We start from the raw sequence: 20,665 nt of genomic DNA on the forward strand, positions 1-20,665 counted from the left end.
GTTACCGCACTTCAATCAAACGTTGCCATAACGGCTGTTCTTGATCATGGTGTAACCCTTGATCAATTCCTTGATGCCTTGATCCAGTCCGACACTGGTCCGGAAACCCGTGGCCTCCAGCTTGGCGTTGGAGACAACGTAATTGCGTTGATCTGGGTCGTTACCGACCGGCGCTTCCACAAATACGAAGTTCGGCACCTGTTTTTGGATGCGCTCACAGAGTTCTTTTTTGGAGACGTTCGCTTCCGTCAGACCCACGTTGTAGATTTGGCCCTTCATGCTGTCGAAATGATCAATGCCATGTAGGAACGCACGGGTTACATCGCGTACATGGATGTAATTGCGCTTGAAGTGGCTTTCAAACAGTACGACAAATCGGTCGTAGACGGCGCGATAGGTAAAGTCATTTACCAATAGGTCGATACGCATGCGTGGCGACATGCCGAATACCGTGGCTAGGCGAAAACTGATGGCGTTGGCGTTCTCCATCAGTGCTTTTTCGATCTCGACTTTGTCGATGGCGTATTTGGAAATGGGCCGTAGCGGTGAGTCTTCTGAGCAGAAATTGTTTTTGTCACCGGTGCCATAGGCGCTGTTGGTAGTAGGCATCAACACGCGTTGCTCTTTTGAGACATGCTTGAGCATCATCAGAATGGCATCATGGTTGACGGTTTGCGCACCAACCGGGTCTTGATTACAGAGCGGCGCACCAACATAGGCCGCCAACGGGATGATGATGTCCGACTCTTTAACTAGTGGCCTGATGGTGCTTTCGATGCGGATATCGCCTTTGACAACAGCAAAGTTGGGGTGATGGCAAACGTGATTGAGGCTGCTCTGCTGATACATGAAATTATCCAACACCACCACGCGATGACCCGCGTTTAGTAGCTCCGGCACTAAGGTGGAACCAAGATAGCCTGCGCCACCAGTGACAAGGATGTTGTAGCTCATGTGTTGTGCTCCCGTGTTATCAGTTATGTGCTTTTCAGAAACGGACTTAGTCACCGAAGATGGCGCGTTCCACGCATTCGCAAAGCGAATGGGCCAATACAATGTGCAGCTCTTGAATCGTGCTGGTCATCTCACCTGGTACAGCAATGCAGTAATCGGCTGTTTCCTTGCAAGGGCCACCACCGCGTCCAGAAAACGCAATCGACGGCACCCTCTTGTTTCGACAGGTCTCCAGCGCCAGCAAGATGTTGGGTGACTTCCCAGACGTGGTAATGCCGAGGAACACATCCTTGTCAGTCATCTTGCCCAGTATTTGCCGGGCAAAGACCTGCTCATAACCGTAGTCGTTACCGATGGCAGTCAGGATGGAGGTATCGACCGTCAACGCTTCTGCGGCCAGCGGTGCACGGTCGCGAGCCAGCTTGCTGACGAACTCGGCAGCAAGGTGCTGCGCATCGGCTGCGGAACCACCGTTGCCGGCGATATACAAACGCCCTCCTTGGCGGTAACGGCTGACCAGCATATCTACGGCGCGAGTAAAGGTTTGCAGGGTGGCGTCGTCTTGCAGCAACACCTGTTTGGCTTTGATGGAGGCCGCCAGATTGTGTTTCAGCACATCGGTTGTGTTCAGCATCTTGTTTTGTCCTTAACTGATCATGTCAGCTGCGCGCGCGTAATCGGCTGGCAGGCCGATATCAACGAATCGGCCGTCACATACCATGCCAAACAATCTGGCGCCCTGTCGTTGCAGTGCAGGCAACAGGTCATCCTCAAATGACAGCTTGATCCCGGCCTGGAAACACCCCTGCATCAGACCACTGGGGTTCAGTACGTACACACCACCATTGGCAAAGGAGCCTACAGCGCTTTTGCCTGATTTGAGCGCCAACACCTCGCCATCCTCGGCAATCGTCATACCCATGTAGCGATCTGCTTCGTTGGCACGAAACAGCGAGAAGCTCAAATCTGCTTGCCGATGTCGGTGGAAGGCGGTCAACTGGTCCAGTGCCACTTCAAAGTAGGTATCGCCATTCAACAACAGGCAAGGCTGCAGACTGGCCAACTTGCCCAACGCCAGTAATACGCCCCCACCTGTACCCAGTGGTATGTCCTCGATGGCGTATTGGATGGGTGCATTGCGGTAGTGCTGGCCAAAATGGTCCATGATCGCTTCCCGACGGTAACCCACCGATAGAATGAACTGATCGATGCCTTGCCCTATCCAGTAGTCCATCTGCTGTTCAAGAAACGGTCGGCCATTGATGGGGGCCATGGGCTTGGGCAAATCGGGCACGGCCGAACGCAGGCGCGTGCCCAGACCACCAGCCAGGATGATGGCGGTTTGAATTTGCATGACTTAAATGTTGTTCACGATGCGGCATATTTCGTCAATCTCGTCATTGCGAAGATCGGGAAAATTGCCAATGTAGAAGCCAAAGAAGTGGACATGCTCGGTTTCCGGGAATTCTCGGTGATAGCCATCCGGCACAATGGATTCCAAGTAGGGTTGACGTAGCTGATTGCCGCCGCCCGCGCTGCCGCGACGGAATTCGATCCCGGATTCCTTCATGGCGCTCATCACGCACTGAACCAAGCGGTTGTCGGCTTTTTGCAGAATCAGATTGAAGGCATAGTTGCTGGCGCCTTCCAGCCTGAAATCGATGCGGTACTTGGCCGGGTCGATCTGATTGAGAAAGCGCTTGAGGTTGTCAGCTCGCCGTGCCACATTTGCATCCAGCCGCTTCAACTGGCTACGGCCCAAAATTCCTCCGATCTCGGTATTGCGTACGTTGTAGGCAGGGTAGGCAAAAATGAAATCTGGGTTCAATGCTGGGTTGGCTTGTTGGAACCGGGCGCGAACAGCAGGGTCGTTTGCCTCGCGCACCATGCCGTGAGAACGCAGCATGCGGACTTGCTGGTAGACGTCAGGATCGTTGGTGCAGACCATGCCGCCCTCAATGGTGCTCATGTGGTGTGCATAGTAGAACGAGAAGTTCGAGATCCAGCCGAAGCTACCAACGCGTTGCCCGTTGTGGGTTGCGCCGTGCGATTCACACACATCTTCAATCAATGGAATGTTACGTTGACGCAGTGCGTTCAACAGTTCGTCGGTCAGACCATTGAAACCCTGGGCATGCGTCAGGAATACTGCCCGGGTCCGATCAGTGATTTTCGCCAGAATCTTGTGGGTATCCATTGCCAGTGTGTGCGGATCAATATCTGCAAATACCGGGGTAAAGCCATTTTGCAAAACCGAAGCAATATCAGACACCCAAGTCAGAGGGGGGACGATCACTTCACCACCTTCCGGATGGCGAATCTTGAGGACGGCCATGCTCAGCAGGTTGGCCGACGCGCCAGAGTTCATGAATATGCTGTATTTCACCCCCAACCACTCAGACCATTCCTCCTCGAACGCACGGACATTGGCGCCATGAGTCAGGATGGGGTCTTCCTGCTTCAGGTACTCAATGACTGCATCAAGGTCTTCACGCAGGATGTTGTTGCGCATCAGCGGAAATTTCATTGCTACTCCCGATAACTCTAGTTGTTGAGGACAGGTACACGGGCTTCACAAGGCAGTGCCTCAATGAAGGCGTTGATTTGGTTGAATGCGGTTCCTGGGCCGATACCCACCTGCTCGTGCAATTCCGCGCGGCTTCCCAGCTCAAACCGGTAACGGCCTTCCACGCCAATATTGAGCAGCTTGGTCGTCAAGCCCTGACGGGCGATGAATTCAAATAGCATCGAATCCATTCCGCCGCGGCCCCGGAAGCCTTCTTCCAGGCTGACGATGCCTTTGTAGTGATTCAGCAAGGTAGCAAAGGCATCGCAGGCAAAATGCGACAGGTCGAACAGGTCGACTACCGCAATATCGATGCCTTCCTCGGCAAAACGATCAGCAATCTTGAGCGCGCTGTGCAGCATGTAACCCGTGGCTACTAGGCAAATCTGCCCCTTTTTGCGGTGGATATGAAAGCCGGGCTCCATGTTGGGTGCGCCGTGCTCATACAACACGGGGAGTACTTGAGCATCCAGCCGCAGGTATTTGGGTCCGGTGTGTTTGATGCAGCGGTCAAACAAGGCGGCTGCTGTCAAGTGATCGGCGGGTGACAGCACGTTGAAATTTGGCAATGCGCGCATTAAGGTCAGGTCTTCATAACATTGATGTGTTGGGCCCGATACAACATAGCTGTAACCGGCACCTACACCGATCAGATTTACATTCATCGGTCGAACGGTTGACAGCAGCGCCAGACTGATTCGAATCTGTTCGTAACAGCGCATTGTGATGAATGGGGCGATGGCATAGGCGAACACTTTGTAGCCTTCCAGGGCCAGCCCAGCCGAGACATTGATCAGATTCTGTTCAGCAATACCGACATTGACGAAGCGATTCGGAAAATCTGCACGGATCTTATCCAAGATCGGCGATCCAAAGTCTGCGCAGGTAAAGAAGATGCTGCCATCCGTCGCCATGGCTTCCCACAGCTGATTGAGTAGCGCGTCCCGCATCGGCAAGGGTTTGATGGTCATGGGTTCTGCTCCAGCAGGCTGTCGATCAGCTCGGGCTTGGGGTTCATGATGTGGCTGAGTGGAGCGTTTTCCAGACCAGGCACACCATGTCCTTTCAGGGTGCGGGCAATCAGCGCTTTGGGCTGCCCTTTGCGGCGCTCTTTCATATCCAGCAAGGTTGCCTGAATGGCATCGACATCATGGCCGTCCACCGCTTGGCATGCCCAACCAAATGCGGCCAGCCGCGTCGCTAAGTCATTGTGCGAAACAATATCGTCGGTGTAACCCAACATGCTGATTCGGTTGTCATCCACAATCAGATGCAGATTGTCGAGCTGGTGCTGTGAGGCGAACATGATGGCCTCCCAATTTGCGCCTTCATGCAGTTCACCATCACCTGCCACCACAAAAATATTGGGATCGCTCCCCTTGCGTTGCAAGCCCAGTGCCATGCCGGTTGCAACTCCCAAACCATGGCCCAACGAGCCGTTGACGGTTTCGTAGCCAGGGATGACCGGGTCCGGTATGCCACCTAGAAAACTGCCCGTCTTGCAGACGTTTTGCAGTTCGTTCAGTGGGAAATAACCTAGGTCTGCCAGGATGGGATACATGCAGATCGAACCATGTCCCTTGCTGATGATGCAGCGATCCCGCCGCTCTGCCAGTGGTTCTTCCGGGTTGAAGCGAATGACGCCGCCGTAATAGAGCGCCACGAAAATGTCGATGGCCGACAATGACGACGCTAAACGGGTTTCCGGCGCGCGGCGATGAATAGCGAGCGTTTCACGCCAAACCCAATGCGATTTCTCGCGGAGATTGATGCATTCGGTGATCATAGGCAGGCCTCCAGCAGCGCTGCATGCTCGACATACCACTGATAGGTGTTGCGCAAACCGCTGTCGAAATCAATCGTGGGATGCCAACCAAAGTCATGCAGACGAGTGCTATCCAGCAACTTACGCGGCGCGCCATCCGGTTTGTTGGTATCCCAGACGATTTCACCTTCGTAGCCCACCACCATTGCGATGCGCTGCGCCAGTTCGCTGATGGTGTAGTCTTGGCCGGTACCCAGATTCACGGGTAGCGACAGGCGACTGGTATCGCGATTGAGTAACATCAAGCAGGCATGGGCAATGTCATCGGCGTGAATGAACTCACGGCGTGGTGCGCCCGTTCCCCATAAGGTGATACTGTTGGCACCGGTTCGCTTGGCCTCATGAAAGCGCCGAATCAATGACGACAACACGTGACCAGATGTGGGGTCGAAGTTGTCATTTGGGCCGAATGCGCTGTTGGGGATGACGGGAATAAACCGCGCTTCCCCATATTGCTGGTTGTAGGCCAGGCACAGTTGCAAACCAGCCAGTTTTGAAATGGCATAGGCCAAGCTGGTTGGCTCTGGCTTGCCTGTCAGCAGCATGCATTCGGCCATCGGTTGCGGGCATTCACGGGGGTACATGCACGATGATCCGAACAGGATGAGCTTCTGCACGCCGAAGCGGTGTGCAGCTTGCAACACGTTCAGCTGGATGGCGAGATTGGCATTCAGAAAGTCCGCGGGAAACGTCTGATTTTCGACAATACCGCCGACCCGCCCGGCTGCCAGAATGACATACTCCGGTTGATGCCGGGCAAAGAACCCATTGACGGCGTCCGGCTTCGTCAAATCCAGCTCTGCATGGTGGGCCAGCAACAGGTTGCCATATCCCGTTTGTCGCAGGCGCCTTACCATGGCCGAGCCGATCAACCCCTTATGGCCCGCAATATAAATTGAAGAGGTTAGCTCCATCCTACAATCCATTAGGTTGATACAGCACAACGCGACTACCCGCGTCTTCGAAATTGAAAGGCACGTGCACTAGGTTTTTGAGCCGCTCACGAATCGCTGCGTGCTTTCCCGGTTTGGCGAACAACAACAGGAACCCACCTCCGCCAGCACCCAGAATCTTTCCGCCCGTGGCACCTGCGCATTGCGCCTCTTCATAAAGCTGATCGATTTCGGGTGTGGATACTTGTTTGGAGAGACTACGTTTGTAACGCCAGCTGGTATCCAGCAATTTGCCGAATTCATCAATGGGGTGTTTGGTGTCCTGCAGGATGTGAATACCCTCATCCACCATTTCGCGCATTTTGCTCAGCTCGGTGGTGCGATTCTTCAAATTGTCGATCTTGGATTTTGCAACATCGGAAGCAATGCGGGAGACGCCCGTAAAACACAGCATCAGGTGATCTCGCAGCTCCTCACGCCGTGCTGCTGGTAATACGACGGGGGCGACATCAAAATTGCCGTCCTTTTTGAATTCGATGCGGTTGAAGCCACCATAGGCCGCTGCGATCTGATCCTGCGAGCCTACGTTTTCACCAATCACGTTCTGCTCAATGTGGATGGCGTCTTTGGCAAGCGAGTCCTTATTGGTCATGTGGCCCCGCAAACTATACAACGCATGAACCAGGCCAACGGTAAAAGCAGAACTCGATCCCAAGCCGCTTCTGGCAGGTAGATCGCCATCGTGGTGAATTTCGAGCCCATCGCCTATGTTGGCCCAGTTCAAAATGGCTCTGACTGCGGGGTGTTCAATTTCGCTATTGTGGATGACATTCTCAATCCGCGAATAAACAATACGGTGCTTGTGCTCAAAAAAAGGTGGCAGGCGCCGGCAAGTGATATAGCAAAATTTATTGATCGTGGTGGACAATACCGCACCGCCATGATCACGAAACCAGCCGGGATAATCCGTACCGCCTCCAAAAAAGGAAACTCTAAATGGTGTTCGTGTGATAATCATGATGCTCCTCAGTCGCCAAGTAGTTTGCGTTTAAGAGGAATGCTGGCCATATCTTCCACATTTTTGCGTTCGGTCATACCAAATCGGTTTTCGACCAAATCAAGATATGCCGGATTGGTGAAGTAATGTTTCCAGGCCTCGTCTCTAAATTTCAACACCTCCTGCGATGTCAGGTACTTGGTAGGTAGTGGTTGGCTCTCATAAGACAGGAAAGCAAACCCTTCGTAGGAGTCCGGTAACGACCAGTTATTCTTTTTGGCCATGTGGTACATCGGACTACCCGGTAGTGCCTGGCACGGATACATATTGGCCATTTCGGTATTGAGCTCCATGGCCAAGTCCAGTGTTTCCTGCATGGTTCCCAGATTGTCATCCGGGAAACCAAAAATATAGTTGCTGATAATATTGATGTCTGCATCGCTGATGGTTTTACAGACATCACGGATATTTATTTCCTTGAACGAACCTTTTGATACTTCCTGGCGAACCATCTGATTGCCAGCTTCTACACCTAGTGCCAGCCAATTAACCCCAGCACGTTTGAATAACTCCAGCATTTCTTTGCGGACTGTGTCTACCCGAGAATAGGTCCACATATTGAATCCAAATTCTTCCGCGACGGCATTTTCCAGTACGGGTACATAATACCGGCGATTCAGAAAGAACATTTCATCACTGATACGTAGTGTCTTCACTCCCATATCGGCCAATTTGCGCATTTCGCGATTGACCCAGGCCGGGCTCCAGAAGCGCATCCCGCGCGAATGGGATGCATTGATATCGTCATCGTTGTCGACCCGATTGACGATATTGATCATGCAGAAGTCACAGCCGAAATTGCAGCCCAGCGAGGTATAGATGGCTGCAAACGGCGTTCGCTTGCCATGGTCGAATTCGGCATGCCAGAAGTGCGCCCGGTAGAGATCGAGCGGCTTTTCCTTGTATGGCAGCAAGTCCCATGCGTAACCAGGAAGGTCTTCGTCCATGCGGTCCTGCGGGACCACGCCCTGTGGTTCATTCAAGGTGGGGATCAGAAACCCGGCTGGGCCACGTTTTTTCCAGCCAATTCCTTTGATATGAGGCAGGTCATCTGCCAAGTTACTCTTCAGCAGGTTGTGGAGCGCATAAACGCCCTCATTGAGCAATACCAAATCTACACATTTGTGGGACAGCACTTCCATCGGCAATGCGCTGGTGTGCGAGCCGACAAAGCAGATTTTGCAGTTGGGAATGGTTTCTTTTAGTGCACGGCCCAGCGCCAATGCACCAATCATGCTCGTGGTGCCGGAGTTTGGGTTCTGTCCATACACCACGAAAACAATCAGCCTTGGATTCAGCTCTTCGACCCGTGCGACAGATTGGGAGAGGGTAAGCCGCTCTGCGTCGCAATCCAGTATGCCCACACCAAAGCCTTTTGAACGGCACGATTCTGCAAGCAGCAATGACCACGTCGGTGGTTCAATCGCTGAATAGACTTTGGCGAGCCCTTGATAGGCCTTGGCTGATGAATCCGGGTTGATGAATAGCACGTCCATTGATTATCGCCACCCCAATGTGAAAGAGAGTTAGCATTGCCAAGCCAAAACCAGGCCCTAGCAGACTGATAAAATCAGGCTGCGATATTCAACCGTAATTCAGAATACGGGCGGTACCAGTCAATCGGACGTGATGTAATGTCCAGTTGACCAGATTATTCAATCAAGGTCATGTTGACTGATTGAATTTGATGGCTTGCGTTTTTCTTATGTAAAGCGATTACAGGCTATTTAGCGATTCCGTCTACGTGGTCATGTAGATCGAATACCGTAGCCAGATAGTGTCATTGCATTTGATGAATGCGTACTGCAATGAATCAAACTCGTTTGGGAAGGGATTTTTTCCTAATCATGGATTAAGCCCTTGCCAAGCTTCACTTCGTCAATACTAACTTCGCGAAACAACAAGTTACGATTAATGCAATTTGGAAGTAAGCATCTCAAAAACCAAGAGATGTAGACTACTGAACAAGAAGCCAATACCCGAACCGTGATGCTGTATAGCTTTCCTCCAGATTTACAGCTAAGTAAAACGGAATGCCACTTCTACAACAAACGTCGATACCGCTTTATTTTTTGATATACAAGAAAATGTGGTATTGCAAGCACACCTGTCATTAAAAGGAAACAGCGGACAGGTAAGAGCATTTTCAAAACAGTTTCAAACCAATTTGAGAGAGCCGCGCCAGTGCTTGCTTCACTGTTTACTAGCCTAATACACCAATCAACTTTCCGCCAAATAGATTTGATTGTCAGCACATTGTTATTTACTTTTATTCAAGTATTTGCAAGCCTTTGGCGTGGTGTCGAATCCTGTTAAGTATCTGGTATTGCAAGACATTATGTCGGATTATGACAAGTGTGTGATCTGGATCCAGGCGTTACTGGGCCTGAAACAGGTGTACAACCTGACGTTGCGCGGGCTACAAGGTTTCGCGAACAGCTTGGGCAAACTTGCCCGTGCCCGACTACACCACACTGAGTCATCGCACGCAGGCGCTGGAGGTCATCTTACCTGCATCGAAACGAGCCATCGCATCTGCTGGTCGATAGCACCGGACTGAAGGTCTTCTGCGAAGGAAAATGGGAGGTGCGCAAACATGGCTATACCAAGCGCCGTACCTGGCGCAAGGTCCATCTGGCGACGGACGCTAACACCGGTCAGATTTGCGCGGCCTTGATGACCCACCAAGATGTCACGGATGGGGAAGTGTTGCCCGACTTGCTGGCACAGCTACTGACTGACACGTCGATTGACACCCTGGGTGGCGACGGCGCTTATGACAGCAAGTCATGCCATGCCGCCATTGCCGCTCGTGGTGCGACCTGTCATTCCGCCTCAGGAGGGCGCTGCCTGGCGTAATGCAGCGATTGCGGCCATCGAGACCTGCTGTCGGCGCGAATGGAAAATCGCGAGTGGTTATCACCGACGTCTGCTAGCCGAGATCCTGATGTACCGGTTCAATATGTTGACAGGACCTTGCCTGTGGGTACGCAAGGTGGGCTCTCAGTCTACCGAGTGTCTATCCGTGTGGGTATGCTCAACCGCATGACGCTCCTCGCCCGCCCCCAGTCCGTCCTGACCACAGTGTTTTCATGCTCAATTTATGCAACAACGCCGTTGACCGGGTACGAAAGTTTGCAGATTGGGTATGAGGAAATGAATCTTGCGATGGTGCTAAATCTGAGCAATCTCTTCACCAGATTGGTCCAAATGCTAGGGAAATCAAGCACCATTTTGGGCTCGATTGCGTGGTAGGCATTGAACCATTGGATCAGTCCGGTCACGAGGGGGACGGTAAATAGGGCTGCTATTTTACGTGGCATTTTTTGGGCATGGCGTTTTGATAGCCGTCGCAGGCCGATCAAGCATCGGCTTGCCATCGTGTGTGCATTGGTTGGTGCTTGGGTTAAACTGCCGGGGCAGTATTGCAGTGCGCAGTCGTAAGTGGAGAGCCGGCCAATCCGGTATACCAGTCAATACGAATCACAGAAGGAATGCTTCTGATGCGACACAATACGCTTTTCCCGAATCGGACCTTGTCCAGCAGTCAACCAGCTTCTGTTGCCAATGCCACATGGCACGACACCCTTAATTTACGGAATACCAGCTCTTTTCTATTATTTGGCGCTCACCAGAACACTGAGGGTGGATTGCAACTGCCCCTGTCCGGTGAAGTTGAAACAGTAGGCGACATCGATACGATAAATCAGCTGCAGTGCAAAACGTTTGTTGTGGCTGGAACAGGACAGACCTGTTTTGATTTTCGCGGCTGGTCAATCGACTTTTCCATGGTGGTGCAGGCTTCGCGCGTTGCCGATGGCATGTTATTTGCCGTCCCGGACAAGGGGGCGCCGAATTCTGACGTTTTACACGCGCTGCAGGTTGCGGCCATGTGCAAAATCCGCCAAATCGGCATCCTGTTCGAACACGGTGCCGACCCCGCGGCCGAAATGCACTGGCGAAGCGTACTGAGTCAGGCAGGTATCCAGCAAATTGACTTGATTCCTGCGATAGAAGACATCCTGCCTTGGTTAGCCACCTTGGAAAACAATTTCCTGCCCATACAGCCGGTTTTCGGTGGATTGGTGATGCTGGCCGAGCCTGATAACGAGCGAGTGCTTAACGTGTGCGGCGCGGTGGTCGAAGGGCAGATCCAGGTGGACGATGCGATCCGCTGCATGCGATCAGGGCTGATTGCTACTGTGCAGCACATCGATGTGGATTGCGAGCGGCGTAATATGGCCCAAGTGGGCGAGCGTGTCAGCATTTTGCTTGACAGACCTATGCAGGCCGCCCCGATGGAGGTCATCACGCATGAAAACGGCTCACTGACCAGCTCTGACAGTTTTGCAGTACGGTTACATTGGCTGGAGGCTGGCGCCATGACCTCTGCAATGCGCTACATGATCAAAGTTGGTCATCAGCATGCAACGGCTCTGCTGACACGTTTTCCAGTCGAAAAAAGCATGGTTGGGATTGTGCCAGACAGTAGCTGGATGCATGGCATGGTCGAGACAAATATCCCCTTGATCATTGAAGTGAATGCACCACGACACTTTTTTGGGGGGCTGACATTGCACGATGCCGCAACGCAACGATTGCTTGCGTTTGGTGCCATCGAAGAAAATTTGCGACAAACTCGTCATGTCCACCACCAATCGCTGACAGTGAATCGTGACCGCCGTGAAGCACTGAAAGGTCATCGCGGACGGGTGATCTGGTTCACTGGGCTGTCCGGTTCCGGTAAATCCACCTTGGCCAATGCATTGGATACTGAACTTCATGCACAGGGATATCACACCTATATATTGGATGGCGACAATATTCGCCAGGGCTTGAATAAAGACTTGGGTTTTTCTGACGAGGATCGAGTTGAAAATATTCGTCGGATAGCGGAAGTCGCGCGCTTGATGCTGGATGCGGGCCTGATCGTGATGACGGCCTTTATTTCGCCGTTCCGGCGGGATCGTGAACTGGCCAGAGCATTGATCGAGCCAGAAAATTTTGTGGAGATATATGTCAGCACCGCGCTGAATGTGTGTGAGCAGCGTGATGTAAAAGGGTTGTATCGCAAAGCGCGGGCAGGGGACTTGCCAAATTTGTCTGGGGTGGGCAGTCCCTACGAGGCACCTGATGAACCCGCGCTCATACTGGATTGTGGAAAGATCGAAGTCGACGAGGCTGTCAATGCCATATTGCACCATCTGGGCGCCGCCTCACGTTGTTCAAGAACGTATTGTCGGGATGTCGAAGTCGGCATCGCCGACGGCCCACCTACTCGGGCTTGATGCGGGTCGCGCGCCTCGCCACCTGAAAGTCGGCGGTGTCGTCGCTTGATGGTATCGCAATGTGGCTGAGCCTGGTATCCAGACCGACAAGTCGAGTGGCAGGTTGATGTTCCACGCTGATTGCCGTTCAACATATAGATGGAAAAAAACACAGCGACCAGCCTGATTAAGAGCCGCTAACAAAACCCAGCGAAGTGGTTCTGGTTAGGCATGCAAACGAAGGCAGTACGAGCGTATGACAAGTTTGCATAACACCACCAGAAGGGTTTTGTTAGCGGCTCTAAATGGCTTAAGCTTGCGCCTTAAAGTCAACCGCCTCTCATTACTTCATGCAACGTCGCCTGTTCTTGCAATGGACTGCCGCTCTGGCTCTGACTGGATGCGGTAAATTGCCTCGCCTGGGTTTGCCGATTCAGGTGTACTACCCTGGCATGCAAGCAGGCCACATATTGCGTGACAAACCATCAACATCTCCGCCAACGATGAGGCTGAAGGTTGGCACGGTCATTGTTGGCAGTGGAATCGGCGGTTTGATGGCGGCATGGAAACTATGGCGGGAGGGGTATCGTGATCTATTGCTGATCAGTGGCCCCGAGCTGGGTGGCAATGCTGCTGGCGGGCGCTTTGGCAATATTCCCTATCCGCGTGGCGCACATTACCTGCCGCTTCCATCGTTGGAATCCACCCATATCCGTGAGATGCTGCAAGATGTGGGCGTGATTGAGCGCGATGCTTTCGCAACACACCCCTATTACGATGAAACGGCTATCTTGCACGGCCCGGAAGACCGTCTGTTATGTAACGGCCAGTGGCAAGATGGCATCATGCCTACTCATGGTGTGGATGAAAATGAACGTATGCAGCAACAGCGTTTTGTCGATCAGATGGAGACACTGCGTCACGCCATGGGAGCGGATGGCCGTAGGGCTTTTGCTATCCCAATTGCACAGGCATCAGCCGACCCGGTGTGGCGGCGGCTGGATCGGCTATCTTTCAAGGCTTGGTTGATCCAACAGCGTTATACCGCCCCCAGCCTACACTGGTATGCCAACTATTGCTGTCGCGACGACTATGGTGCAGATTATGACCGAATCTCGGCCTGGGCTGGCCTACACTATTTTGCTGCTCGTGGTGGCCATGCCGCAAATGCCGCCGATGGTGTGTTGCTGACCTGGCCAGATGGCCTGCATGATTTGGCCAAGAAGCTGATGGCCAGGCTCGACCCAGGTTGCCTCTTGGCAGGAAGTGCCTTTCGGTTGGTGCCGACCACTCAAGGCGTCGATGCCTGGATACAAACTGAAGATGGCCGCACACTTCGTATACAAGCGGACCATGGTGTTTGTGCATTGCCGTTGCACGTGGCAAAGCACATTATCCCCAACTTGGCCGACTCAGGGTTCCACCCGATACAGCACATGCCATTGCATGCCCCGTGGCTGGTGTCGAATTTTCTGCTGGATGGTTTTCCAGCCGAACCAGAACATGCGCCATTGGCGTGGGACAATGTGGTTTACCAAGGCAGGGGCTTAGGCTGGGTCGTGGCAACCCATCAATGGATTCGTGCCGCCAAACCGGAACAGACGGTGTTTACGGCATACCATGCTTTGGCCGATGGCGAGCCGGCCGATACCCGCCGCTGGTTACAAAAAGCATCAGCAGATGAGTTGTATGAACTGGCGGCCTGTGATCTGGAACAAGCTTATGGCTGGCGATTGAGGCGTCACCTCAAGCAGCTGGAGATTACGGTGCGTGGCCATGCCATGGCCTCACCTACGGTCGGCTTTCTTGATAACCCTGGTTTGACCGCCTTGCGCCAAGGTTGGGGAAGACTGCACTTCGCTCATGCGGACCTTTCGGGGTACTCTGTCTGCGAAGAAGCGGCGTGGTGGGGGTATCAGGCTGCACACCGTGTGTTGGCTGGATAAACAGCCGTTATCGTTGCACAATGGCTGGTGACAGTGAAAGCGTGTGTTCAAGCAAACGCTGCCCCTTGGCCTGATAAAAACGGTTAAGAAAATGTGTGATCGAATCCACACTGACCACATCAATCTTGCCCGCCCAGCGCAGTGCGTCCGGGTGGTCGTCAAATGCGATATTGGCTCGCGTTGCTCTGCCACCTAGACGTTTCAGCATCGAGATTTGTAACCGTGATGGCTGATAGTCATTTGCCTTTAACCAAGCCTGTGCAGCGTGTCGATTCTGGACGGGAGGATCATCTGCCAGCGCCGCGGCCAGCGTCTCGATGACCCAACCGTTACTATTCTGATATTTGGTCGAAAAAGGGTAGGCCAGCATATTGTAGGCTGGCTCATGTAGCCGGGTTGCGCCAGTATTGGTCAATAGCGGCTTGAGTCGTGCTTGTGTGTCGCGAGGCAGCAGGTAGATCCCGGCATCGTACCGATACAGATCATCCGCAAAAAAATTGGCCAAACCTTGAATGAAAATACCGGATCGAGCCGAATTGCATTCATTCAGTTCATGCACCACAGTCCAAGGCCCAGATGGGTGCTCACGTATGATCAAGCCAGCATGGGAATAGGTCAGTCCATACGCGGACAAGTCCTGTCCTACTCGGGCGAGCAGTGCTACTTGTTCATCAGTCTTGTCCAGCCATTGCTTGACCTGATCCGCCAAGGCAAAGGCTTGTGCCATGTTGGTGGAATGGGGTAGCTTGCTGCAACTTTGCCCAGCCTGCACCGGTAGGCTGACCAGCAGTATTGTGCAGCAGGTTACGCAGGCCTGCTTCACTGGCTGACCTTTTCGCTGCGATATAACGCAGCCCCTTTTTCATTCGGCACGAACAGATCCGGGCCATCCTCCGCAAACTGCACCCGAACGCCAGTATCCTGACGAGCCAAGTTCATTTGCTGCTCTGGTTTGATCGTTTTGTCACCCAGCGCTTCTTTTGGAAAGGTCAGTTTGACCGGCTCTGCCTGCTTATCCGCTTGCACGGCGACATGTACTTCGTTTTTGTTGGGTTTGGCCTCAATAACTTTGGAGTGATTTGGGGCGCGTTCAAGGTTTTCCGATAATGTGACCCAGCCATACCAGCTCAACAGGATTGATACGGCAGATACAGCCGAGGGGAAAAATGAAATGTCTTCTGCATCGCCCGCCCAGGTAATGGGCGATATAGTCAGCGTGCTCAAGAGCACAATACTCAGCATGGTATGCTTGAACATGATGAACCGCCAAGATTCACAAATTAAGTCAGGGCGTTGAACAGCCCATTCCCCATCGTTTTTAGCTGACCCAAACCGTCACACAAGCCGTCCGCATAGGGGGGTGATCAGGTTTTCCCAAAATGCCCCGCTGTGGCGATCAAGCTGGCCCCACAACTGGTCTTGTGGCCTTCATACGCAACCGGAATGCCATCAATCGTATGCTGTGAGTCACCTTCAACAATCGTACAGTTATTGTGACCAGGAATGGGGCAACTGCAGACATCACCCACACAAGCCAGCGGGATGGCATCCAGTGTGACATGCGTGGCACGTACACTGATGACATTACCGCCATGGCTGTGGGGATCTCCTAAACGGATGACTTTGCGCATGCTGGCATTACTTACCGATTAATTGTAGTTGGCTGGATCAATTGCCAACGAACCTTTATGCCGCCACGGATAATCCCCCTGTGACTTGCGCTTGGCCTCGGGTGGTGGCGTAATCATGACGATGCTGGCTTCCTTATCGTCACGCAGATTGATCGCGGCGCTGGTACCACCTTCGTAATAGCTGCCCATGGTGCCAATCGCCATCTGCATGAACAGGGTGGCGGGGCCGGTGTTGCCCAGGCGTTTATCGGTGTCGATGAATTGCGTGGCTTTGGCGGGGTCGTAAGCCGGGCCACCCTGTTCATGGTATTGATTCAGGGCGCCATGAAGGGTCAGCAGTTTTTCTGTATCGCCACCAGTGGCAATGACCACCCTGGCCGGGCCGACCTGTCGATCCGTTTCCGGCAGCGTTTGCAGTGCCTGCTGCCAGCCTTGGCTCAAGGCTTTGGTACGGTCATCACGACGGATGAGGGGCTTGCCGTCGTCGTCGGTCAATTTGACCCAGGTGGGGCGGTGCAGGTAACCCAAAGTGGGGCGGCTGTCGAAGGCTTCCAACTGTTCCTTGTTCCACGGGATGGGGAACCATGGTGTCGGTTGCCAGCCGTTGGGGATACGTGGTTTGAGCGGATTCAGCATCGAAACAACATTACCGGTGACACTGGGGCGTTTGGCGAAGATGGCGCCAGCGCGCAGCCATTCGTCGGCACGGAGGTCGCGTTTGGCAAAGTCTTTGATGCCGCTGCTTTCGTCACGGCTGAGCGGACGGGAGGCGACTTCCTCCAGCGTCATGGTCTTTTTGGCGTTCCCGGCCTTGCGGGGGTTGGGTAGGGCGTAGGAAAGGTGAAGGTGCATTTCCCACAATTCACGGGCGATGCCGCCCTTGTTGGGCGGATCATCGAAGGCAAAGCGGCGCAAGGGTTCGGCGCGTTCGCGGCGGGCAAGCACGAACAGGGCGGTGGAGTCAGCCAGTTCAGGGGTGTAGCGGCCGGTGCGAAGCATGGGCTGGGTGCCAGGGACACGGAGCACATCGCGCAAACGAGGGTTTTCTCGCGAGTCGACAATTATGAAAGGCACGTCTGGATTGGTATCAAAAAAGGCAAATACGTCGTCAAGCACGCGATCTGGATGTTCTCCTAGTCTTCTTCCGGATGGAATCGGAATGTGAAACATCATTCCAGTGTTTTCAACACTGCATGCTAAACCGCAGCGAGGTGAGTTGGGTTCATCATCAGGAATACTTGGATTATGAGAGGTTGCTTCTGCACTGAAAACTGGAATTCCCCAGTATGTGGGTAGATACTTAGCGCCATTTTCCAACGCATCCAGTGCGCGCCCTCCACTTCTGCCAATCTTGTCCGTATCCATCCACTCCTGCTTCTTCGGGTCCATATCGCGAATCAACGTGAACGCATTACCCTTGCGCAGTGCCTCCCACAACATACGCTGCCTAAACTTGTCGTAAGTGACCCCCACACCAATGATCTCCAATACATAGTCGCGACTTTGCGGATCGGCTTGGGCGGGGTTGGCGGCCTGGGTGGCAGTGGCCGGTGCATTGACCACCTGGGCATAGCGGGCGCAGCCGGCCAGCACGGTGAGCGTAAACGGCAACACCAGCCCGAGCAGGATTCGGTTGATCATGGAAGTCTCCGGGTCAAGGGGGAAGGTGAACATCATCAGCGCCAGCCAGGCTGGCACGATCAGCAGGCTGGCCAGCAGGCTCCAGACCAGATAGGGGCGGAAGGCGGGTTTGCTCATGCTTGGCCTTCCTGTGACGGTTTGCTGGTGTCGGTCGGGGATGGTGTTGCTGCGGTGGGCGGTGGCTCGGGAATCACATGTGCTTTTTGGGCTTCCTCGAATGTCCAGCCTCGTACCGATTCGCTGATGACAGCGGCGGGTTTCTCTTCATACAGCGGCTTGACGCAAGCAGGGAGTTCGCCAGAGGAATAATAATCGCTGTTCCCTTTGATCAGCTCGCGTCGCCAGGGTTCTTCTACTTGCCAGTAGTCCGCAAATTTTTCTTGAAACGCTGGCCACGTCAAAATACCGGGTCGTTCTTCCTTCGTGGGATCAGGAATCTTCAACCGCCAATCCGCCACCACACACAAATAGGCGTGAAATGCCTTATCAGTGCTCGCGCGTCCGCTGCCAATAGATACATCGTAGGCGGTGGCCATCTCGTGGTTCTTCTGGCCGTTGAAGATGGCGCCATGGAAGGACCGTTCCGATACTTCGCGGGTCATGAAGCGGCGCTGGATTTCCTCTGGCGTTTCATCGCGACGGATCAGCAACTTGCCAGTGGGGGTGCGTTTGTCTTTTTCCAAGCATTGATAGGCCTCATACACTTTTTCAGTTTGTTGCGCTTTGGGTTTCTCAAAGTTTAAATGCTTTTGAATGGTATCGACCTTGTTGTTGGCGACGGCAACGACCCAACCGGTGTAGAGATTTTGCCCAACAGGCTGGCGTTCTGGTTTGGAATAAATGGAAGGCGAGCCTTCCTGTCCATCTACCAGATCCCAGACTTGCTGGCGGCCGTAAGCACTGGTCAGGGCAATCTGGGCGTCGATGGCATCTACCTGTTCCCAGCGGCCCTGCTCGTAACGTATCTTGTCCTGCTCTGCTTCACTGCTGGCCTGTTTGGCTGCATCTTCCGTCTGGCCGGTATAGACACGTTTTTTCTTGTCGTCCGGTGCAGGTATCGAGTTGGCCGCACCATCATAAAGTGAAGGTTTGAAAGGCTTGGGCAGCGCTTCGCCAGTAATGCGCCGGATGGCATCACGCTTATCCGGGTTTTTCGGATCGTACTCGGGAAAGGTCTGGCGCATGTTGCCGGCGTTCTCGGTGACATGGGCGTGATCATCCTCGCCCTTTTCGCGCAATACGAAATCGTGCGGTGCCAGGCCAACCTCATTCATGCCAAGCTGCCCTGTCTGCGGATGCTTGCGCTGTTTGACGCTGAACACCCGCTGACGGAAGCCCGTGCCCAGTTCCGGCAATGCTTCGCGGGTGATACGCGACAGCGCTATGGGCCCATCGGGGTCGGCCATGGTGTTTTGCTGGGCTGGTTGGCTGGGATCAAGCCGGCTGCCTTTAATGGCATCAGGCACGCCTTGCCAACCAATACCTTTGACGTTGGGTAAACCCACAGTCATGTCTTCCGGCCCAAAATAGAGATAAACCTTGCCCCGGTTGTCGCGATCCTTGTCTGGTTCCCAAGTGGCACCAACAATACCGTGATTTTCGTAGCCCGTCAGTGTGGTCAGAGCGGGTTCTGTATGGCGCTTTTCAAATACACCTTTGACAATATTGGCCAGCGTCTCCAACCGGGCATGCAAAGTCTGCCCACCTTTCAGCTTATGGTAATGCTTTGCCATGCTGGCATCTTCGCCTTCACCGGTATTCTGTGCGAACCAGCGGATCAATCCGCCACTATCTTCCAGACTGTAGGGTGGGTTGTTCAGCACCAAGGTGTCGGCAGGGCGCAGACCCTTGTGCAACAGAAAGGCTTGCGCCAGCAGGCTGACCATGCAGCCCTGACTGTGGGCGACCAGCGAGACGGTTTCATCAACGTGGTAATCACGAATCATAGAAATCAACGCGGCCAGCCGCTTGGCCGCCAGCACCATATACATGCGCCCTGGCGCACTGAGTACTGGCCGTAATGGGTCAGCGGCAACGCGATCTGCCGCTCGGCACCACAATCCCCAGTTACCCTTGTTCCACATGTCGGGCAGACTGGTGGTAGCGTTGGCGAACGGGCCGCCGCCTTTGGAGTAATCTTTGTCCAACCGATTGCCATAGCGATCGGTGGACTGGCCGTGCCATTCCAACTCACCTTTATTGACTTCCTCTTCAATTTCGCGGAAACCCCAATAGAACGGAATGATCGGGGTGTGGCTGGTTTCATCCAGCTTGCGTTTGAAGAACACGGCATCCGGGTCTTCTTCGGGGTGTTCGCGGTCGTGCTGGGTAAGTGTGTCGCGGTATTCGCCGGGGACGATATCTTCACGGTAAAGTCGTTTTATAAGCCCGGTGCATAGGCCGCGTTCGACTGTACCATAGCCAGTACCGACGTCGTTGACGCCGTGGATGACGATGATATTGCCCGGTAGATCGGCCGGTACGCTTACGGTCTTGTCCGATTCTCGTTGGCACTGTGTTACCGCTGTATCGGAGGCGATAACCAGTTCTTTTTTGGGATAATGACTCATCAGTCGAGCAACGCCTTACGTTAAGTCAGTCAATATGTCGATATTGGCGATCCGCATCGCGTCGCGTTCGAGTAGTTCCGTTCTGCCTTCGACATCCGATACGCCTTCAATCTGGCTGCCATCTGTCAATGTGATACGGTAACGGCGATTGGCGGCCAGTTGCGCATTCTTGGTGTGGGCTTGGTAGGCCAATACAAATCGCTGATCCGTCTGGCCCTTGTCAAACGTAGGCAGTTCAGCGGCCATGGTCGCTGGCCCACTATGCGGGAAGCTGACGGCCTTCTGCTCGATGGTGCCTTGTGTCCCGAGCGTGAT

16 protein-coding genes and 2 pseudogenes are annotated in these 20,665 nt (G+C 53.6%); 3 read left to right on the top strand and 15 right to left on the bottom strand.

Annotated elements, in window-relative coordinates:
• Nucleotides 1–15 precede the first annotated feature (15 nt).
• The 9 genes from FFS57_RS12780 to FFS57_RS12820 are packed head-to-tail and all read right to left on the bottom strand — an operon-like array spanning nucleotide 16 to nucleotide 8,791.
• The gene (locus tag FFS57_RS12780) at nucleotides 16–954 is read right to left on the bottom strand and encodes an NAD-dependent epimerase/dehydratase family protein (protein ID WP_137938182.1); all 939 of its coding nucleotides are present in this window, start codon (nucleotides 952–954) and stop codon (nucleotides 16–18) included.
• Between the two features lie 46 nt (nucleotides 955–1,000).
• Entirely contained in the window at nucleotides 1,001–1,588 is a 588-nt protein-coding gene (locus tag FFS57_RS12785) for a D-sedoheptulose-7-phosphate isomerase (protein ID WP_137938183.1), read from the bottom strand.
• A gap of 12 nt (nucleotides 1,589–1,600) precedes the next feature.
• A complete protein-coding gene (locus FFS57_RS12790) occupies nucleotides 1,601–2,308 on the bottom strand; it encodes a sugar phosphate nucleotidyltransferase (protein WP_137938184.1) in 708 nt (235 codons plus the stop codon).
• Between the two features lie 3 nt (nucleotides 2,309–2,311).
• The gene (locus tag FFS57_RS12795; protein WP_249383989.1) at nucleotides 2,312–3,481 is read right to left on the bottom strand and encodes a DegT/DnrJ/EryC1/StrS family aminotransferase; all 1,170 of its coding nucleotides are present in this window, start codon (nucleotides 3,479–3,481) and stop codon (nucleotides 2,312–2,314) included.
• A 17-nt stretch (nucleotides 3,482–3,498) separates the two neighbouring features.
• Nucleotides 3,499–4,491: a transketolase family protein gene (locus tag FFS57_RS12800; protein ID WP_137938185.1), complete on the bottom strand. Its 993-nt coding sequence runs from the start codon at nucleotides 4,489–4,491 to the stop codon at nucleotides 3,499–3,501.
• Nucleotides 4,488–5,306: a transketolase gene (locus FFS57_RS12805; RefSeq protein WP_137938186.1), complete on the bottom strand. Its 819-nt coding sequence runs from the start codon at nucleotides 5,304–5,306 to the stop codon at nucleotides 4,488–4,490. Before FFS57_RS12805 ends, FFS57_RS12800 begins: the two co-directional genes overlap by 4 nt.
• On the bottom strand, nucleotides 5,303–6,259 hold the full coding sequence (locus FFS57_RS12810; protein ID WP_137938187.1) for a GDP-L-fucose synthase family protein: 957 nt from the start codon (nucleotides 6,257–6,259) through the stop codon (nucleotides 5,303–5,305). The genes FFS57_RS12805 and FFS57_RS12810 overlap by 4 nt, the downstream gene beginning before the upstream one ends.
• 1 nt (nucleotide 6,260) lies before the next feature.
• The gene (locus FFS57_RS12815) at nucleotides 6,261–7,256 is read right to left on the bottom strand and encodes a GHMP family kinase ATP-binding protein (protein WP_137938188.1); all 996 of its coding nucleotides are present in this window, start codon (nucleotides 7,254–7,256) and stop codon (nucleotides 6,261–6,263) included.
• 8 nt (nucleotides 7,257–7,264) lie between these two features.
• A complete protein-coding gene (locus FFS57_RS12820; RefSeq protein ID WP_137938189.1) occupies nucleotides 7,265–8,791 on the bottom strand; it encodes a B12-binding domain-containing radical SAM protein in 1,527 nt (508 codons plus the stop codon).
• An 872-nt stretch (nucleotides 8,792–9,663) separates the two neighbouring features.
• On the opposite strand from FFS57_RS12820, the pseudogene FFS57_RS12825 reads away from it, so the two are divergent.
• The 3 genes and pseudogenes from FFS57_RS12825 to FFS57_RS12835 form a co-directional block, all read left to right on the top strand.
• Nucleotides 9,664–10,550: pseudogene (locus FFS57_RS12825) on the top strand (IS5 family transposase); the annotation flags it as partial.
• A 248-nt stretch (nucleotides 10,551–10,798) separates the two neighbouring features.
• On the top strand, nucleotides 10,799–12,583 hold the full coding sequence (gene cysC, locus FFS57_RS12830) for an adenylyl-sulfate kinase (RefSeq protein ID WP_171013910.1): 1,785 nt from the start codon (nucleotides 10,799–10,801) through the stop codon (nucleotides 12,581–12,583).
• 329 nt (nucleotides 12,584–12,912) lie between these two features.
• On the top strand, nucleotides 12,913–14,508 hold the full coding sequence (locus tag FFS57_RS12835) for an NAD(P)-binding protein (RefSeq protein ID WP_137938191.1): 1,596 nt from the start codon (nucleotides 12,913–12,915) through the stop codon (nucleotides 14,506–14,508).
• A 7-nt stretch (nucleotides 14,509–14,515) separates the two neighbouring features.
• Here the strand turns inward: FFS57_RS12835 and FFS57_RS12840 are convergent, their stop codons facing one another.
• From FFS57_RS12840 to FFS57_RS25225, 6 genes and pseudogenes are all read right to left on the bottom strand, one after another.
• Nucleotides 14,516–15,331, bottom strand: a complete 816-nt coding sequence (locus tag FFS57_RS12840; protein ID WP_137938192.1) for a DUF2145 domain-containing protein — start codon at nucleotides 15,329–15,331, stop codon at nucleotides 14,516–14,518.
• Nucleotides 15,328–15,765: a hypothetical protein gene (locus FFS57_RS12845; protein ID WP_137938193.1), complete on the bottom strand. Its 438-nt coding sequence runs from the start codon at nucleotides 15,763–15,765 to the stop codon at nucleotides 15,328–15,330. The genes FFS57_RS12840 and FFS57_RS12845 overlap by 4 nt, the downstream gene beginning before the upstream one ends.
• 107 nt (nucleotides 15,766–15,872) lie before the next feature.
• Nucleotides 15,873–16,139, bottom strand: coding sequence for a PAAR domain-containing protein (locus tag FFS57_RS12850; protein WP_137938194.1), 267 nt, complete (start codon nucleotides 16,137–16,139; stop codon nucleotides 15,873–15,875).
• 18 nt (nucleotides 16,140–16,157) lie between these two features.
• On the bottom strand, nucleotides 16,158–17,897 hold the full coding sequence (locus FFS57_RS12855; RefSeq protein ID WP_137938195.1) for a type VI lipase adapter Tla3 domain-containing protein: 1,740 nt from the start codon (nucleotides 17,895–17,897) through the stop codon (nucleotides 16,158–16,160).
• Nucleotides 17,894–20,350 (bottom strand): T6SS effector phospholipase Tle3 domain-containing protein, encoded by a 2,457-nt coding sequence (locus FFS57_RS12860; protein WP_137938196.1) that lies wholly within the window; start codon nucleotides 20,348–20,350, stop codon nucleotides 17,894–17,896. The genes FFS57_RS12855 and FFS57_RS12860 overlap by 4 nt, the downstream gene beginning before the upstream one ends.
• Nucleotides 20,351–20,365: 15 nt before the next feature.
• Nucleotides 20,366–20,665 (bottom strand): annotated as a pseudogene (locus FFS57_RS25225) (type VI secretion system Vgr family protein); the annotation flags it as partial.

This window comes from Chitinivorax sp. B (assembly GCF_005503445.1).
Taxonomy (GTDB): domain Bacteria; phylum Pseudomonadota; class Gammaproteobacteria; order Burkholderiales; family SCOH01; genus Chitinivorax.

Excerpts from the sequence above, each read along its gene's own strand:
- FFS57_RS12780 (WP_137938182.1), bottom strand. The coding sequence starts at position 954 with ATGAGCTACAACATCCTTGTCACTGGTGGCGCAGGCTATCTTGGTTCC.
- FFS57_RS12785 (WP_137938183.1), bottom strand. The coding sequence starts at position 1,588 with ATGCTGAACACAACCGATGTGCTGAAACACAATCTGGCGGCCTCCATC.
- FFS57_RS12790 (WP_137938184.1), bottom strand. The coding sequence starts at position 2,308 with ATGCAAATTCAAACCGCCATCATCCTGGCTGGTGGTCTGGGCACGCGC.
- FFS57_RS12795 (WP_249383989.1), bottom strand. The coding sequence starts at position 3,481 with ATGAAATTTCCGCTGATGCGCAACAACATCCTGCGTGAAGACCTTGAT.
- FFS57_RS12800 (WP_137938185.1), bottom strand. The coding sequence starts at position 4,491 with ATGACCATCAAACCCTTGCCGATGCGGGACGCGCTACTCAATCAGCTG.
- FFS57_RS12805 (WP_137938186.1), bottom strand. The coding sequence starts at position 5,306 with ATGATCACCGAATGCATCAATCTCCGCGAGAAATCGCATTGGGTTTGG.
- FFS57_RS12810 (WP_137938187.1), bottom strand. The coding sequence starts at position 6,259 with ATGGAGCTAACCTCTTCAATTTATATTGCGGGCCATAAGGGGTTGATC.
- FFS57_RS12815 (WP_137938188.1), bottom strand. The coding sequence starts at position 7,256 with ATGATTATCACACGAACACCATTTAGAGTTTCCTTTTTTGGAGGCGGT.
- FFS57_RS12820 (WP_137938189.1), bottom strand. The coding sequence starts at position 8,791 with ATGGACGTGCTATTCATCAACCCGGATTCATCAGCCAAGGCCTATCAA.
- cysC (WP_171013910.1), top strand. The coding sequence starts at position 10,799 with ATGCGACACAATACGCTTTTCCCGAATCGGACCTTGTCCAGCAGTCAA.
- FFS57_RS12835 (WP_137938191.1), top strand. The coding sequence starts at position 12,913 with ATGCAACGTCGCCTGTTCTTGCAATGGACTGCCGCTCTGGCTCTGACT.
- FFS57_RS12845 (WP_137938193.1), bottom strand. The coding sequence starts at position 15,765 with ATGTTCAAGCATACCATGCTGAGTATTGTGCTCTTGAGCACGCTGACT.
- FFS57_RS12850 (WP_137938194.1), bottom strand. The coding sequence starts at position 16,139 with ATGCGCAAAGTCATCCGTTTAGGAGATCCCCACAGCCATGGCGGTAAT.
- FFS57_RS12855 (WP_137938195.1), bottom strand. The coding sequence starts at position 17,897 with ATGAGCAAACCCGCCTTCCGCCCCTATCTGGTCTGGAGCCTGCTGGCC.
- FFS57_RS12860 (WP_137938196.1), bottom strand. The coding sequence starts at position 20,350 with ATGAGTCATTATCCCAAAAAAGAACTGGTTATCGCCTCCGATACAGCG.